Source organism: Nonomuraea sp. NPDC049607, assembly GCF_040675375.1.
Taxonomy (GTDB): domain Bacteria; phylum Actinomycetota; class Actinomycetes; order Streptosporangiales; family Streptosporangiaceae; genus Nonomuraea.
The window spans coordinates 1-13,986 of the sequence record NZ_JBFAOV010000021.1; the positions used below are offsets into that span (position 1 = coordinate 1).

General features: G+C 71.6%; 17 protein-coding genes. 1 reads left to right on the forward strand and 16 read right to left on the reverse strand.

Annotated elements, in window-relative coordinates:
- Window positions 1–549: 549 nt before the first annotated feature.
- From AB0J97_RS32710 to AB0J97_RS32760, 11 genes are all read right to left on the reverse strand, one after another.
- Window positions 550–1,047, reverse strand: coding sequence for a hypothetical protein (locus tag AB0J97_RS32710; protein ID WP_364095836.1), 498 nt, complete (start codon window positions 1,045–1,047; stop codon window positions 550–552).
- Window positions 1,044–1,544: a hypothetical protein gene (locus AB0J97_RS32715; protein WP_357708274.1), complete on the reverse strand. Its 501-nt coding sequence runs from the start codon at window positions 1,542–1,544 to the stop codon at window positions 1,044–1,046. The genes AB0J97_RS32710 and AB0J97_RS32715 overlap by 4 nt, the downstream gene beginning before the upstream one ends.
- A gap of 6 nt (window positions 1,545–1,550) precedes the next feature.
- The gene (locus AB0J97_RS32720; protein ID WP_364095839.1) at window positions 1,551–2,711 is read right to left on the reverse strand and encodes an MlaD family protein; all 1,161 of its coding nucleotides are present in this window, start codon (window positions 2,709–2,711) and stop codon (window positions 1,551–1,553) included.
- Window positions 2,708–3,688: an MCE family protein gene (locus AB0J97_RS32725; protein ID WP_364095842.1), complete on the reverse strand. Its 981-nt coding sequence runs from the start codon at window positions 3,686–3,688 to the stop codon at window positions 2,708–2,710. Before AB0J97_RS32725 ends, AB0J97_RS32720 begins: the two co-directional genes overlap by 4 nt.
- Entirely contained in the window at window positions 3,685–4,674 is a 990-nt protein-coding gene (locus AB0J97_RS32730; RefSeq protein ID WP_364095845.1) for an MCE family protein, read from the reverse strand. The genes AB0J97_RS32725 and AB0J97_RS32730 overlap by 4 nt, the downstream gene beginning before the upstream one ends.
- Window positions 4,665–5,657 carry an MCE family protein gene (locus tag AB0J97_RS32735; protein WP_364095848.1) on the reverse strand — a complete coding sequence of 331 codons (993 nt, stop codon included), beginning with the start codon at window positions 5,655–5,657 and terminating at the stop codon, window positions 4,665–4,667. The genes AB0J97_RS32730 and AB0J97_RS32735 overlap by 10 nt, the downstream gene beginning before the upstream one ends.
- Window positions 5,654–6,709, reverse strand: a complete 1,056-nt coding sequence (locus AB0J97_RS32740; RefSeq protein ID WP_364095851.1) for an MCE family protein — start codon at window positions 6,707–6,709, stop codon at window positions 5,654–5,656. Before AB0J97_RS32740 ends, AB0J97_RS32735 begins: the two co-directional genes overlap by 4 nt.
- The gene (locus AB0J97_RS32745) at window positions 6,706–7,488 is read right to left on the reverse strand and encodes an ABC transporter permease (RefSeq protein ID WP_364095854.1); all 783 of its coding nucleotides are present in this window, start codon (window positions 7,486–7,488) and stop codon (window positions 6,706–6,708) included. Before AB0J97_RS32745 ends, AB0J97_RS32740 begins: the two co-directional genes overlap by 4 nt.
- Window positions 7,485–8,231, reverse strand: a complete 747-nt coding sequence (locus AB0J97_RS32750; RefSeq protein WP_364095857.1) for an ABC transporter permease — start codon at window positions 8,229–8,231, stop codon at window positions 7,485–7,487. The genes AB0J97_RS32745 and AB0J97_RS32750 overlap by 4 nt, the downstream gene beginning before the upstream one ends.
- 68 nt (window positions 8,232–8,299) lie before the next feature.
- Window positions 8,300–9,301 (reverse strand): ABC transporter ATP-binding protein, encoded by a 1,002-nt coding sequence (locus AB0J97_RS32755; RefSeq protein ID WP_364095860.1) that lies wholly within the window; start codon window positions 9,299–9,301, stop codon window positions 8,300–8,302.
- A 103-nt stretch (window positions 9,302–9,404) separates the two neighbouring features.
- A complete protein-coding gene (locus AB0J97_RS32760) occupies window positions 9,405–9,971 on the reverse strand; it encodes a TetR family transcriptional regulator (RefSeq protein ID WP_364095863.1) in 567 nt (188 codons plus the stop codon).
- A 90-nt stretch (window positions 9,972–10,061) separates the two neighbouring features.
- On the opposite strand from AB0J97_RS32760, the gene AB0J97_RS32765 reads away from it, so the two are divergent.
- Window positions 10,062–10,460 carry a nuclear transport factor 2 family protein gene (locus tag AB0J97_RS32765; protein ID WP_364095866.1) on the forward strand — a complete coding sequence of 133 codons (399 nt, stop codon included), beginning with the start codon at window positions 10,062–10,064 and terminating at the stop codon, window positions 10,458–10,460.
- Here the strand turns inward: AB0J97_RS32765 and AB0J97_RS32770 are convergent.
- The 5 genes from AB0J97_RS32770 to AB0J97_RS32790 all read right to left on the reverse strand — a co-directional run bounded on the left by AB0J97_RS32770 (window position 10,450) and on the right by AB0J97_RS32790 (window position 13,946).
- Window positions 10,450–10,677: a hypothetical protein gene (locus tag AB0J97_RS32770; RefSeq protein ID WP_364095869.1), complete on the reverse strand. Its 228-nt coding sequence runs from the start codon at window positions 10,675–10,677 to the stop codon at window positions 10,450–10,452. The genes AB0J97_RS32765 and AB0J97_RS32770 overlap by 11 nt on opposite strands.
- Window positions 10,678–10,772: 95 nt before the next feature.
- Complete coding sequence (locus AB0J97_RS32775; RefSeq protein WP_364095872.1) at window positions 10,773–11,717, reverse strand: glycosyltransferase family 39 protein; 945 nt, start codon at window positions 11,715–11,717, stop codon at window positions 10,773–10,775.
- Window positions 11,718–11,886: 169 nt separating this feature from the next.
- Window positions 11,887–12,279, reverse strand: a complete 393-nt coding sequence (gene rplL, locus AB0J97_RS32780; RefSeq protein ID WP_357708258.1) for a 50S ribosomal protein L7/L12 — start codon at window positions 12,277–12,279, stop codon at window positions 11,887–11,889.
- A 72-nt stretch (window positions 12,280–12,351) separates the two neighbouring features.
- On the reverse strand, window positions 12,352–12,879 hold the full coding sequence (rplJ, locus tag AB0J97_RS32785; protein WP_357708257.1) for a 50S ribosomal protein L10: 528 nt from the start codon (window positions 12,877–12,879) through the stop codon (window positions 12,352–12,354).
- Window positions 12,880–13,118: 239 nt separating this feature from the next.
- A complete protein-coding gene (locus tag AB0J97_RS32790) occupies window positions 13,119–13,946 on the reverse strand; it encodes an LppX_LprAFG lipoprotein (RefSeq protein ID WP_357708256.1) in 828 nt (275 codons plus the stop codon).
- Window positions 13,947–13,986 lie beyond the last annotated feature (40 nt).

Sequence of the window (13,986 nt, forward strand, 5' to 3'; positions counted from 1 at the left end):
ACTCGGTCTGGAGGGCGAGAAGGTCAGGAACTTCGAGGGGCTCCTGGATACGCGCGAAAGAGACGCGACGGGGACCAGCGGGTACGGCGGAGGCGTTGCGCGAGGCTGCCAACAGATGTCCTTCCGAGGGCTCGCGGCGGACTGACTACACGCACGCCAGACAACCTCGCAACGTGAGCAAGCATCACGGGTCGTCAAAGGGCAGCGCAAAGGGGCAGTGTAGCCGAACGGCACACGCCTGTCCACTTCGCTCTCGCTGCATGCTCCACGTTGGTCGCAGCATCGCCCGTTCAGCCGCAAACGTCAAGCCCGCGAGCCCGACTTTTAGCCGCCTAGAGGCCCGGACGCTGGAGTTTTCTCCCCAGTGTGATCGGGCGCCTACCGCCAGGCCCAAGACGATACCCGCGATCGTGGGCGGTTAACGCTCCGTCACCCCAGGGGTCGAACCCATGCCGACCGCCGGTGTAGCTGTGACTGGAGTACCCCTATCAAGGGCTTCGCCAAACCTGATTTTTGGTAACAATTGAAGGTAGCGGCGCGCCCGGCGGCTCAGGCCGTCCCCAGCAGCGTGGACAGCCCCTCGACCAGCCAGCGCCCGTCTTGCCGGACCATGACGAACCGGGCGCGGTTCTGGGTGACCTGTTGCTGGGGCCTGTCCTGGTTCGGCACTACTTTTACCGTAACCATGTTCACGAACAACAGGACCTCGACCCTGTCGGGCGTGGCGCGCTCGACGCCGGCGTCCACCACGGCCGCGGTGCGGACGGTCTTCTCCGCCTTTGCCTTGGACACCAGCGACGTGGTGAGCTCCTTGTAATGCCTGGTCAGCTCACCTGTCGTGTACGCCCCCGCCCTGGCCAGATCGGCCTCCACCGAGCGGTAGTCGTAGGAGAACATGTCGGGGGCGACCTGCCGGGCCGTCGCCATGGCCTCGGCCGCCGCCCCGTCGGCCCCACGCAGGTCGCTCAGGTCGAACCACATCCTGGGCACCAGCACGCCCGCGACGATCACCAGGACGCCGAGCAGGACCACCGTGACGGTTCTCACACCACCTGCACCACCTTCGACACCAGCCAGACGCCGTCGACCTTGGTCACGTCCATCGTCCAGCGGTAGAAGCGCTCCTGGGGCGGGCTCTTGGAGCCGTCCCAGCGGATCTCGGCGTCGGCCACCACCAGCACCTTGGCCGTGCCGCCGGACATCGACACCAGGCCGGTCGCGCGCAGCACTCCGTGCTGGACGACCTTGTTGGCGACCGTGGTGCTCTTGAGCTTGCCCGCGATGGCCTGGTAGCCGGTCTTGGCGCCGGCCGTGCAGGTGGCGAGGATGCGTTCCACGTCGGCGTCGACGGTCTTGTAGTCGAGCGAGACCAGGTTCTTGGCGTGGGTGCCCGCCGCCAGCAGCGCGGCCTGCCTCTCGTCGGCCAGGGCCTGCGCGTCACGCGCCTGGAAGGAGATCCACACGCCGCCGGCGACGAGCGCCGCCAGCGTCACGCTGAGGGCGGCCACGAGGATGCGGGCCGGGCGCGCGGGAAGTCCTCCCACCTGTGCTCACCCCTTCCGGCCGGTCGCCGGATCATAACCCGCCAGCCACGCCGGAAGCCCCGGAATCGACGGAGGCGGTTGGGGAGCGGGGGCGTTGCGGGCGCCGCGCACCCCGGTCGCGCTGCCGCGCGGCTCCCGGCAGTACGCCTCCGGGTCGGGCGGCCGCGGGCTGACGTCCTGCGGGCGGCGCCGGCGTACGCCCTCGTAGCCGCGGGTGCAGGGCCTGGGCACGTTGAGGTCGAGGTCGAGGCCGAAGTGCAGGCCGTCCCGGTCGACCACGGAGAACGCGCCCGCCACGGCGGCCGGGTAGCCGATCAGGAGCTGCCGCAGGGCGGTGACCCGGGCGGAGACCGTGCTGCCGCCGACCACGAGGTGGGTCAGCAGCGGGCGCAGGTGGGGGGCGACGCCGTCGGCCAGGCGTTCGAGTGACCGGGCGGCGCGCGGGGTGCGGTCGATGACGTGGGCGAGGTCGCCGCGCCCGTCCCGAAGCGAATCGGTCAAGCCGGCCAGATCCCCGGCGAATGCCTTCAGATGGCTCCCAGAAGCCCGCTGAGCGTCGAGCACGGTCTCCCCGTCGTGAAGCACCGCCACCGTCTCGGGAAGCACGCTCTCGGCCTGTCCGAGCAGCGTCTCGCCCGCGTCGGCCAGCCGCCGCAGGTACGGCCCGTTGCCGCCGAGGCCCTTGTCCAGCTCGGTCACGACCGTCTCCAGGTCGCGCGGATCGACCGAGGACAGCAGCCGGTCGGTGTCGCCGAGCAACTGGGCGGTGCTGACCGGCAGGCGCGTGTGCTCGCGCCCGATCACGTCCCCCGCCCGCAGGTACGGCCCGGCGCCCCCGGTGGGCCGCAGGTCCAGGTACTGCTCCCCCACGCCCGACCGGTTGGCCACCACGGCCAGCAGGCCGCGGGACGGGACGGGCGTGCCGGCCCCGAGCCTGACCACGGCCCGCGCGCCGTCGCCCGCCACGGCCAGCGACTCCACCCGGCCGATCGGCACCCCGCGGTAGGTCACCTCCGAGCCGTCGAACAGCCCGCTCGCGTCGGCCAGCTCGACCGTGACCCGGTAGGCGGGATCGACCAGGTCGGCGCCCACCCGGGCGTACCTGACCAGCGTGTACGCCACCGCCACCACCCCGATCAGCGCGAACGCCAGCAGCCGGACGGTCATCGTGCGCCTCCGAGCAGATTGCGCAGCGCCGTGCCCGGCGAGGCGTCGACGGTGAGGTCGGCGTTGGCGTAGTCGCCGCGCAGCATGGACGAGGCCGACCCCGGGAACGGGAACGTGATCGCCGTCGCCAGCCCCGACGCGACGCTGTCGCGCGCCCGGTCGAGGTTGCGCAGGAGTTCGCGCAGGTGGCGGAGGTCGGCGAGGGTGTCGGCCTGGGAGCGCTCGACGACGCGGGTGGCGGTGCGGCCGAGCCGGTCGAGGGCGGCGAGCATGGCGGTCAGGCCGGCGCGCTGGTCCTTGAGCAGGGTGACGGCCGGGCCGATGTCGGTGGCGGTGGCCCTGATCGTGGCGCGCTGGGCGGCCAGGGTGCGGGTGAGGCCGTCGAGGGCGTCGATCAGCCGGACGATCTGCCTCTTCGAGCCGTCGAGCCCGGCGGCGAACGCGCCGAGCCTGCGCAGCAGGTCCTTCACGCGGGCCGAGCGGCCGTCCAGCACGTCGCCCAGCTCGCGGTTGACGGTGGCGACCTGGTCGAGTCCGCCGCCCTCGACCAGCAGCGAGGCGGCCGACAGCACCTCCTCGACCTCGGCGGTCGTGCTGGTGCGGGCCACCGGGATCGGGCCGCTCAGCCGCCCGCGCCCGGCGGGCAGCAGCTTGACGAACTTCTCCCCCAGCAGGCTCGTCTGCGAGATCGCCGCGGTCGTGAGGTCGGGCAGGGCGACGTCGCCGCGTACCGCGCAGACCACGTCGGCCCGCCAGTCGGCACCCAGCTCGACCCGGGTGACCTCGCCCACGGTGACGTCGTCGACCTTGCACGGCGAGCGCGGCACGAGGTCGAGCGCGTCGGCGAACCGGATGATCACCGGGTACGGCCGTTCGCCCAGGTCGGCGCCGCCGGGCAGCGGCAGCGAGGCCACTCCTTCGAAGCCGCACCCGGTAGCGGTCAGGAGCAGCAGCGCCAGGACGAGCGGGCCTCTCATCGGAGGAGTCCTTCCGGCAGGGGGTCGGGCGGCCGGATCGAGGCGGGCAGCGGGACCAGGTTCTGGATGATCGTGTCGAACCAGCGCCCGTTGCCGGTCGCGTCGGCGAGCTGCCGGGCGAACGGCCCGAGCAGGGCGAGCGACCGGTCGAGGCTCTCCTCCTGGCGGCGCAGCACGGCGACGAACGAGCGCAGCCGTTCGAGAGCGGGTCTCATCGTGGTCCTGTTGTCGGCGACCAGGCCGTCGATCTGCCCGGCCAGCACCACCGTGTTGACCAGCAACCCGTGGACGACGGCCCGCCGGGCGGAGACCTCGCGCAGCAGCAGGTCGCCGTCGGTGACCAGGCCGTGCAGGTCGGCGTTCCTGCGGGCCAGCAGCCCGGTGACGGTACGGGCGTGGCCGACCAGTTCGTGCAGGCGGGTGTCGCGGTCGGCGACGGTGCGCGAGAGCCTGCCGAGGCCCTTCAGGGATCCCCGGATCTCCGCCGAGGAGCCTTCCATGGTCTGCGACAGCACGGTCATGGCCTCGGCCAGGGCCCGCTCGTCGACGCGGCCGGCGGCTCGCCCCAGATCACCCACGGCGGGGGCCACCTCGTAGGGAACGCTCGTGCGCGACAGCGGGATCTGCCCCTGAAGCCGGCCGTCGCCCTCGGGGACGAGCATGACGAAGTGGGCGCCGAGCAGGGTCTTGATCCGGATGTCCGCCTTGGTCTGCGAGCCGAGCCGGACGTCGTCGGCCACCCGCAGGTCGACGCGTACGTGGTCGCCTTCCAGGTCGACCCCGACGACCTCCCCTACCTTGACCCCGGCGATCATCACGTCGTCGTGCTCGCGCAGCCCCGCCGAGTCGGCGAACGCGGCCGAGTACGTGCTGCCGCGCGGCAGGCCGCCGACCGCCAGGGCCGCCACGACCAGCGCCAGGGCCACGACGATGCCGCCGACGCCGAGCGGCACGGGGTCGCGTCGCCTGAAGGGGGTCAGTGGCATCGCGGGCTCCCGTTGACGATCTTCGGGGTGCGTACGCCACCGCTCCTGACCGTGAGCGAGCAGAGGTAGAAGTTGAACCAGGATCCGTAGGAGGAGGCCCGGACGAGCTGGCCGAGGCGGTCGGGCGCGCGGGCGACGGTGTCCTCGACCAGGGCGCTCCTGGCGTTGAGCGCCTTGAGCAGCCCGCCCGCGTGCCGGACGCTCGCGCGCAGGTCGGGGCGGGCCCTGCGGACCAGGCCGCCGGTGACGGCGGTCAGGCGGTCGAGCGTGGCCAGCGAGTCGCCGATGGCCTCGCGGTCGCCGGCCAGGCCGCCGATCAGGGCGCGCAGGTCGATCAGCAGCCGGTCGTAGTCGTGCTCGCGGCCGGCGATCTCGCCGAGGACCGCGCCGAGGTTGGTGATCACTCGACCGATCACGGCGTCGCGGTCGGCGAGCGTGCCGGTGAGGGAGGCGATGTGGCCGAGCAGGGCCTCGACCGTGCCGCCCTCACCCTGGAGCACCTGGACGATCTGCCAGCTCAGCTTGTTCACGTCTTGGGGGCGGATGGCGTTGAGCAGCGGCCTGAAGCCGTTGAACAGGGCCGTGACGTCGAGCGCCGGGCGGGTGGCGGCGACGTGGGCGCCCGGCGGGAGCAGGCCGGGGCCGCCGGGGCCGGTGGAGAGCGTCAGGTAGCGGTCGCCGATGAGGTTGCGCCAGCGGATCGCCGCCACGACCGCGCGGGGCAGGGCGGTGGTGCGCCGTACGGAGAAGGCGACCTCGGCCCGCGTGCCCGCCAGCGCGACGTCCTCGACCCGGCCGACCGGCACGCCGGCGATGCGGACCTCGTCGCCCTCGCGCAGCCCCGAGGCGTCGGTGAACAGGGCGTGGTAGACGACCGCGGCGGTGAAGCGGGCGCCCGAGATCGTGATCGCGAGGGTGGCCACGCACAGGGTGGTGACGAGGGCGAAGACGGCCAGCTTGAGCGCCGGCCCGAGCGTGGTCATCGCAGCATCAGCCTCGCCAGGTCGGCCGTGCCGTCGTCGAAGCGGACCCCCGGGAAGGGCACGGGCGCGTGGTCGGGCAGGCCGTAGCAGGCCGGACCCCTGCGGTCGGCGTAACGCGGGGTGTCCTTGCCCGGTTCGTACGGATGCGCCGGCCGGACGATCTCCAGCACCGCCTTCGTGCTGCCGTGGCCGAAGGCGTCGTCGAGCAGCGGCCGGAGGCGGTCGAGGCCGCGCAGGACGCACGGGATGACGGGCGCGTGGTGGGCGGCGACGTCGAGGGCCGGGCGGACGACGTGCGGAAGGCCGACGAGGCCCGGTTCGTTCGAGGTGAGCAGCAGGTCGGCGGCGGTGGCGGCCCGGGTGACGGCGGCCGTGGCCGGGCCGAGCGGGGCGGCGGTGAGGGTGCGGCCGATCGCCGCGCCGTTGGCGAGGGTGCGCAGCAGGTCGGGGGCGGCCTGGCCGTACAGGGCGGCGACGTCGGCGAGCTTGGCGATGTCCCGCTTCAGGGTCGGCAGGTGGGGCTGGAGGCGCCGGAGGTAGGCGTCGGTCCTGTCCAGGGTCGTGCCGAGGCGGGCGCCGCGACCGTCGAGGGCGGTGGCCAGGGCGTTCAGGGCGTTGCTCAGGCGTTCGGGGTGGACGGCGCGCAGCTGGGCCAGCAGGCGGTCGAGGATCCGGGTGATCTCGACGGCGGCGGCCGAGGACCTGATGACGTCGCCGTCGCGCAGCGGGCCGCGCGGGGACCTGGGCGGGATCAGGGCGACGTACTTCTCGCCGAACAGGGTCTTGGCCCGCAGCTCGGCGGTCGAGCCGCGATCGACGTCGTGGTCGAGGGCCAGGGTGAGGCGGGCGCCGTGCCCGGCCGGCGCCAGGTCGGCCACCTCGCCGACCACGACCCCGTTGACCTTGACGTCGGCCCGGCGGTCGAGCTGGAGCCCGGCGGCCGGCAGCAGCAGCGTGACGTGCCGGGCGGTGGAGAACACCTTGAGGTAGACGGCCAGCGTCAGGGCCGTGAACGCGGCGATGATCGCCAGGAGCGCGACGCCGTATCTCATCCGGCCAGCCTCACCGTCGTCGTCGTGCCCCAGATGGCCAGGCCGAGCAGCAGGTTCGCGACGTTCACCGTCACCAGCACCGCGCGTACGGCCCGCCCGACCGCCACCCCGACCCCGGCCGGGCCGCCGGTGGCGTGGAAGCCGTAGTAGCAGTGGACGAGGATCACCAGGACGGCGAAGACCATCGCCTTGCCGAAGGACCACAACACGTCGTACGGCGACAGGAACAGCTCGAAGTAGTGGTCGTAGGTGCCCGTGGACTGGTCGTGGAGCACGGTCACGATCAGCCGGGTGGCGACGTAGGAGGCGAGCAGGCCGAGCACGTACAGGGGCATGACGGCGGCGAACCCGGCGATCAGCCGCGTGGTGACCAGGAACGGCACCGACGGGACCGCCATGACCTCCAGCGCGTCGATCTCGTCGCCGACCCGCATCGCGCCGAGCTGGGCGGTGAACCCGCAGCCCACGGTGGCCGACAGGCCGATCGCGGACACCAGCGGCGCGATCTCGCGGGTGTTGACGTAGCTGGACAGGAAGCCGGTGAAGGCCGAGCCGCCGATGCGGTCGAGCCCGGTGTAGCCCTGCAGGCCGACCTCGGTGCCGGTGAAGAAGGTCATGAAGGCGACGATCGTCATCGTGCCGCCGATCACCGCCAGGCCGCCGCTGCCGAGCCCGACCTCGGCCAGCAGCCTGAGCACCTCCCGGCGGTGGCGCGCGGCGGCCGGGACGGCCCTGATCGCCCTGGCGTAGAACTCGCCCTGCCGGTTGAGCGTCCTCATGACAACACCAGCTCGTTGTAGACCGCACTGATCAGGAAGTTCTCGGCGAACAGCACCAGGGCGGCGAACACCACCGCCTGGTTGACCGCCTCCCCCACCCCCTTGGGCCCGCCGGCCGCGCTCAACCCCTTGTACGCGGCCAACAGCCCCGTCGTGACGCCGAAGACCAGCGCCTTGCCCTCCGACACCCACAGGTCGGAGAGCTCGGCCAGGGCGTTGAACGACTGGAGGTACGCGCCGGGCGACCCGCCCTGGGCGACCACGTTGAACAGGTAGCCGGCGACCAGCCCGACCGTGGTGACCAGGCCGTTGAGCAGCGGCGCGACCAGCGCGCACGCGGCGACCCTGGGCACGACGAGCCGGTGGAGCGGGTCGACGGCGAGCACCTCCATGGCGTCGATCTCGTCCCTGATCCGGCGGGCGCCGAGGTCGGCGCAGATCGCGCTGCCGGCCGCGCCCGCGATCATCAACGCGGTCACCACCGGGCCCGCCTCGCGCACGATGCCGAGCACGGCGGTGGCGCCGGTGAAGGACTGGGCGCCGAACTGGCGGATGAGGTTGCCGGTCTGCATGGCGAGCACCGCGCCGAAGGGGATGGCGACCAGGGCGGTGGGCAGGGCGCTCACGCTGACGATGAACCACGCCTGCCGGACCAGCTCGCGCACCTGGAACGGCCGCCGCCCGGCGGCCCTGGCGGTGTCGAGCGACATGGCGACGAACCGCCCGATCTCCTCGATCACCATGCGCACCCGCCTCGAAGCGGACGGTGACCGTCGTGGGCCGTGCGAGGGCGCTCTTCGGAGTTCATGATCTACGCGACGCCGTTCGCGTGGGCGTCGAGCAGCCGGGGGTACTCCTCCAGCCAGTCGCGGCCCTGTTCGTCCACGAACGAGCCCTGCGGCGGGGTCACGCCGTGGGCCGCCAGCCACCGGCCGGGCGGCTGCTGCGAGCGGCGGATCACGTTGCCGCACGGCATGAGCTGCGGCGGGATCGGCGGCAGCCCGCCGGGATCGTGGCCCAGCCGCGCCTCGGCCGCCAGCTCGGAGACGTCCTTCTCCTCCGACATGCCGATCGGGCCGTGCCTGCGGGCGTTGAGGAACTGCCGGACCACCGGCTCGTCGCTGGACAGCAGCATCTCGCGCGGCCCGAACATGACCAGCTCGCGGCGGAACAGCAGCCCGATGTTGTCGGGGACCGTGCGGGCGGTGTTGATGTCGTGGGTGACGATCAGGAACGTGGCCTCGACGTCGGCGTTGAGGTCGACGATCGTCTGGTTGAGGAAGGCGGTGCGGACCGGGTCGAGGCCGGAGTCGGGCTCGTCGAACAGGATGATCTCCGGGTTGAGCACCAGCGCCCTGGCCAGGCCGGCGCGCTTGCGCATGCCGCCGGAGATCTCGCCGGGCAGCTTGCCCTCGGCGCCGGCCAGGCCCACCAGGTCGATCTTCGCCATCACGGTCCGGCGGATCTCCGCCTCGGTCTTCCTGGTGTGCTCGCGCAGCGGGAAGGCGATGTTGTCGTAGAGGTTGAGCGAGCCGAACAGGGCGCCGTCCTGGAACAGCACGCCGAACAGCCGGCGCAGCTCGTAGAGCTTGCGCTCGCCGCAGCTCGCCAGGTCGTGGCCGTCGATCCAGATGTGGCCGCGGTCGGGGCGCAGCAGGCCGACCAGCGTCTTGAGGAAGACCGACTTGCCGGTGCCCGAGGGGCCGAGCAGCACCGAGATCTCCCCCGCGGGCAGCGTGAGCGAGACGTCCCGCCAGACGACCTGCCGACCGAACGACTTGGTCAACCCGTCGACCACGACCTCGACGCCCACTGGCCACCTTCCCGATCACAGGGAGTACTCAGGGGATTACGTGCCGCACACTTTACTTCCCGGATGCCGTTCCGGCGAATTGGAGCCTCTCGCCGCCCGGCGGTTACGGGACTTCCGGCCCGGTGAGGGTCCGCAGGCTCGGGCGCAGCAGCCGGGCGATCTCCGCCGACGGCGCGTCGCGCAGCTCGGGCAGGCCGAGGAGCTGGTGTCCGACGGTCACGCCGAGCAGGATCGTGGTCATCAGGGCCGCGCGCACGCGGGCGTCCTCGCCGGGGATCGACGCGGCGAGCCGGTCGATCTGGCGGGCGAGCGCCTCGCGGGCCGCCGTGGCCGCCTCGGGGTGGGTGAGCATCGAACGCATCATCGCCAGCGAGCCCTGGGGCAGCTCGCTCATCTTCACGTCGAGCGTGGCCAGCAGGTGCTCGACCAGCTCGTCGGGGCCGGGGACGGCGCCCGGGTCGGGGGTCGCGCGCACGGCGGCCCGGAAGAGCTCCTGCTTGTTGCCGAAGTACTGCATGACCAGGGCGGGGTCGACCTCGGCGGCCTTCGCGACCGCCCTGATGGTGGCGCGCTCGTAGCCGACTTCCGCGAACAGGGCCCTGGCCGCGTCGAGGATCCTTCCCTCGGTCCGGCGCCGCCGTTCGGCGCGGGGCAGCACTCGCTCGCTCACGGTCCGACTCTACCCGTGTTGACCGTTGCTCCACTTTCGCTCTACGCTCGTTGAGTCAACGACCGTTGAGCGAGATGCGAGGTTGTGAACATGACCGTCGAGGAGATCGTCGTCGCCTTCCACGGCGCGATGCTGCACAAGTCGGCCGACGAGCTGGCCGACCTGTACGCGGAGGACGGACTGCACGAGTTCCCGTTCGGCGGGTTGCCGCCGTACGAGGGGCGGGAGGCGGTGCGCGCGGGGTACCGGGCGGCCTGGGGCGTGTCCCCCGCCGTGCCGCAGGAGGTGGAGCGGGTCGCGTTGCACCGTACGGACGATCCCGAGGTCGTCGTCGTCGAGCAGAACGCGCACGTCAGGGTGGGCGACCGGCCGATCACCGTCCCCGGCCTGCTGATGTTGCGGATCAGGGACGGCAGGATCGTCCACTGCAAGGACTTCATGGACGCCAGCGCCATCGCCAAGGTCCGGGAGGCGGCGCTCAGCTCGTGAGGTCGAAGACGGTGACGCCGCCGACCGTCGTGGCGGTGAAGGCGTCCCGTACCCAGGCGGCGATCCGGGCCGCCTCGTCGCTGCCGCCGGATCCGGCGCCGCCGAAGCCGCCCATCCCGGTGCCTATGAAGGAGTGGACGCGCTTCTGGGCCACGTACTGCTTGAACCGGGCCAGTGTGGGGGCGGGGTCGGTGCCGTTGAAGCCGCCCACGGCCATGACGGGCAGGCCGGTGGCGAGCTGGTAGGCGGCGGCGTTGTTCGAGCCGACGGTCGCCGCGGTCCACGTGCAGCCGTCCTGGCGGAGCAGAGCGGTCAGCTCGGCCGGCGGCGTGCCCGCGTCGAGCAGGCCCCCGGCCCCGCCGCGTCCGCCCGGCGGCCGGCCGCCGTCCTGTCCGCCCCACGGGTACCGCCCGTCCCCACCAGCACGGCGACGGCCGGAGCCAGGGCGACGGTGTAGTACGCGTGGAAGATCCCCTGCATCAGGCTGAACACCAGCCCGGTCACCACCAGCCAGCTCTCCCACACCCACACCGCGGCCCGCACTGGATCGGTCCGGGACGCCCGCCGGGTGAGCCACGTGACCGCGACGAGCAGCGCCAGGGCCGCGGGCAGCAGCCACCACCCGGCCGCCGCCACCATCGCCGCACCGGCCGCCAGGAGCTGCCACACCCGCCGCCACAGGACGCCCGGCGCGGTGACGAGATGCACCAGCGCGAACCCCGGCACCACCAGGAACGCCTGCAACATCTTGACCAGGAACGCGAACCCGATCACCGCCCCCGCGCCCAGCAGCCACCGCGTCGAACCGCGCTCCCGGGCCCGCGTCACGCAGTACCCGGCGACGGTCAGCGACAACACCAGCAGGGCGTCGGGGTTGTCGAACCGGAACATCAGCACGGCCACGGGTGTCACCGCCATCGCCGTCCCGGCCAGCAGCGCCGCCCGGGCGGGGAACGACCGGCGCACGGTCGCATACACCACGGCCACCGCGCCGACGCCCATGAGCGCCTGGGGCACGAGGACGGCCCAGGAGTTCTGGCCGAAGATCCGTACGCTGAGCGCCATCGGCCAGAGCGAGGCGGGGGTCTTGTCGACGGTGATCGCGTTCGCGGCGTCGGACGCCCCGAAGAAGAACGCCTTCCAGCTCTGGCTCCCGGCCTGCACGGCCGCCGAACAGAAGGAGTTGGCCCACCCCGACGCCCCGAGCCCCCACACGTAGAGGACTCCGGCGCCGAGGAGCAGCACGGCCAACGCCACGCGGGATCTCGCTTCGCTCAGCACACCTGCACGCCAGGCAGGCCCGTTGGCCGGGCGATGAGACGCGGATGAGAATCTCCTGAGGCGTCCCCGTACATGCGAAAAGAGGCGGTCACACCCGGCACCAGGGTGTGTCCGCCTCTTCCGAAGAGCTGTGTGAAGTGGGAAGTTACTTCACGGTCACGGTGGCGCCGGCGCCCTCGAGGGCAGCCTTGGCCTTCTCCGCCTGCTCCTTGTTGACCTTGCCGTCGAAGACCGGCTTGGGAGCGCCGTCCACCAGGTCCTTGGCCTCCTTGAGGCCCAGGGACGTGAGGGCGCGGATCTCCTTGATGACCTGGATCTTCTTGTCGCCGGCGGCCTCGAGGATGACGTCGAACTCGTCCTGCTCCTCAACGGCGGCGGCCTCGCCACCGCCACCGGCGGCGGGGGCGGCGGCGACCGCGACGGGGGCGGCGGCCTTGACGTCGAAGACCTCTTCGAACTGCTTCACGAACCCGGACAGCTCGAGGAGGGTCATCTCCTTGAACGCGTCGAGCAGCTCGTCGGTGCTGAGCTTCGCCATGATGCTTTTCCTTACGTTTAGGACTTGCAGAAAACTAGGAACGGGACCGCGGAAGTTGCGGCAACCCCCGTGTTACTCGCCCGCTTCTTCGTCGCGCTTGGCACGAAGGGCGTCGGCCAGCTGAGCCATCTGCGTGGGCAGCGCGGCGAAGACCGCGGCCGCAGCGCTCTGCTTGGCCTTGAGAGCACCGGCGAGCTTAGCGAGAAGGACCTCGCGGGGCTCGAGGTCGGCGAGCTTGGTGATCTCGGTGGCGTCGAGGGTCTTGCCCTCCAGCACGCCGCCCTTGATCACCAGAAGGGGATTGGCCTTGGCGAAGTCACGCAGACCCTTGGCCGCCTCGACAACGTCGCCGTTGACGAAGGCGATCGCAGTCGGGCCCGTGAGCAGGTCGTCGGGGAACGACAGACCGGCTTCGTTGGCCGCGATCTTGGTCAGGGTGTTCTTCGCCACGGCGAACTTCGCATTCTCACCAAGAGCAACGCGCAGCTGCTTGAGCTGGGCGACGGTGAGACCGCGGTACTCGGTCAGAACGGCGGCGCTGCTGCCTTCGAACTCGCTCTTGAGCTCGGCAACGGCTGTCGCCTTATCCGCCCTCGCCATGGGCCTCCTTCCAGGTGTGCCGCCGGCGAAGGCCCCTGGAAATGAGAACAGCCCCGGGCGCAGGGGCGCACGGGGCTCACATATGGAACTACACCATATGGGAAACTCGCATCACACCTGCGCGGGCCGTCCACAGAACGTGGATCCTTCGGTCGCCAGGACTGATGCACCTGACGACGACCGGCGGTCTTCGGCAACGACCAGAGTACGTGCTGGTCGCCGAGTTTCCAAATCGATTCTCAGTTGACGGTCGTCTTCGGCAGCTCCCCGACCTGGTCGGCGGCCGGGGCCTCGACCTTCACCGGCTCGTTGAAGCCCTTGAAGAGCAGCGTGGCGTCCAGCGTCGCGCCCTCCTTGGAGCCGTTCAGGGCGAGCTTGCGGGGCAGGCCGTCGCCGGCCACCCAGATGTCGAACTTGACGTCCTTGAGCTCGGCGAGGTTCGTACGGGCCTGCTGCTGCTTGTCGGCGGGCAGCTGGCCGACGGCCGCGTCCACGGGGAAGGTGCCGCTGTAGTGGGTGGCGTCCTCGCCGTTGACGCTCTCGGTGCCGACCTGCTGCACGTCCTTGGACGCGGTGACCAGCTTGGTCACGTTGGCCAGGTCGAACTGCTGGATCTGGCTGAGGTACTGGTTGACCTGGTTCTGGTCGCCCACGTCGGCGAGCGAGACCTTGATCCACGGCTTGGTCGCGCCGACGAGTTGCTTGAGCGCCTCGACCTTCACATAGACGGTGTCACCCTGGAGGATGGCGCGTACGCCGCCCGGCAGGTTCCGTCCGCCCATGTCGACGGTGTCGAGGGTCAGGTCGACGGCGAGCTGGGGCTTGCTCTGGTAGAGCATGCGTCCCTGCACCTTGCCGTTGCCTTCTTGGGGGTGCGTCACGTTCGCGACGGCGTCCACCGTGTAGCTGGTGACCTCCGCGGTCTTCTGCGCGGCCTGCGCGAGCACCTCCGAGGCGGCCAGGTTGATCTGGACGGGCTGCACGTTCGTACCGCACCCGGCGACCGTGGCCGCGATGAGGGCAGCTCCGGCCGCGGCGGTGGCGAGACTTATCCTGCGCTTCAGCATGTTTTGACCCTACGGTTGAGTTGTCCCGTCGTGGCGACTT

Bases quoted from the DNA above. Each gene is read 5' to 3' on its own strand.
- rplJ (WP_357708257.1), bottom strand. From the start codon at position 12,879: ATGGCGAGGGCGGATAAGGCGACAGCCGTTGCCGAGCTCAAGAGCGAG.
- AB0J97_RS32740 (WP_364095851.1), bottom strand. From the start codon at position 6,709: ATGAGATACGGCGTCGCGCTCCTGGCGATCATCGCCGCGTTCACGGCC.
- AB0J97_RS32725 (WP_364095842.1), bottom strand. From the start codon at position 3,688: ATGAGAGGCCCGCTCGTCCTGGCGCTGCTGCTCCTGACCGCTACCGGG.
- AB0J97_RS32750 (WP_364095857.1), bottom strand. From the start codon at position 8,231: ATGGTGATCGAGGAGATCGGGCGGTTCGTCGCCATGTCGCTCGACACC.
- AB0J97_RS32730 (WP_364095845.1), bottom strand. From the start codon at position 4,674: ATGCCACTGACCCCCTTCAGGCGACGCGACCCCGTGCCGCTCGGCGTC.
- rplL (WP_357708258.1), bottom strand. From the start codon at position 12,279: ATGGCGAAGCTCAGCACCGACGAGCTGCTCGACGCGTTCAAGGAGATG.
- AB0J97_RS32720 (WP_364095839.1), bottom strand. From the start codon at position 2,711: ATGACCGTCCGGCTGCTGGCGTTCGCGCTGATCGGGGTGGTGGCGGTG.
- AB0J97_RS32735 (WP_364095848.1), bottom strand. From the start codon at position 5,657: ATGACCACGCTCGGGCCGGCGCTCAAGCTGGCCGTCTTCGCCCTCGTC.
- AB0J97_RS32745 (WP_364095854.1), bottom strand. From the start codon at position 7,488: ATGAGGACGCTCAACCGGCAGGGCGAGTTCTACGCCAGGGCGATCAGG.
- AB0J97_RS32770 (WP_364095869.1), bottom strand. From the start codon at position 10,677: ATGGCCGTGGGCGGCTTCAACGGCACCGACCCCGCCCCCACACTGGCC.
- AB0J97_RS32765 (WP_364095866.1), top strand. From the start codon at position 10,062: ATGACCGTCGAGGAGATCGTCGTCGCCTTCCACGGCGCGATGCTGCAC.
- AB0J97_RS32790 (WP_357708256.1), bottom strand. From the start codon at position 13,946: ATGCTGAAGCGCAGGATAAGTCTCGCCACCGCCGCGGCCGGAGCTGCC.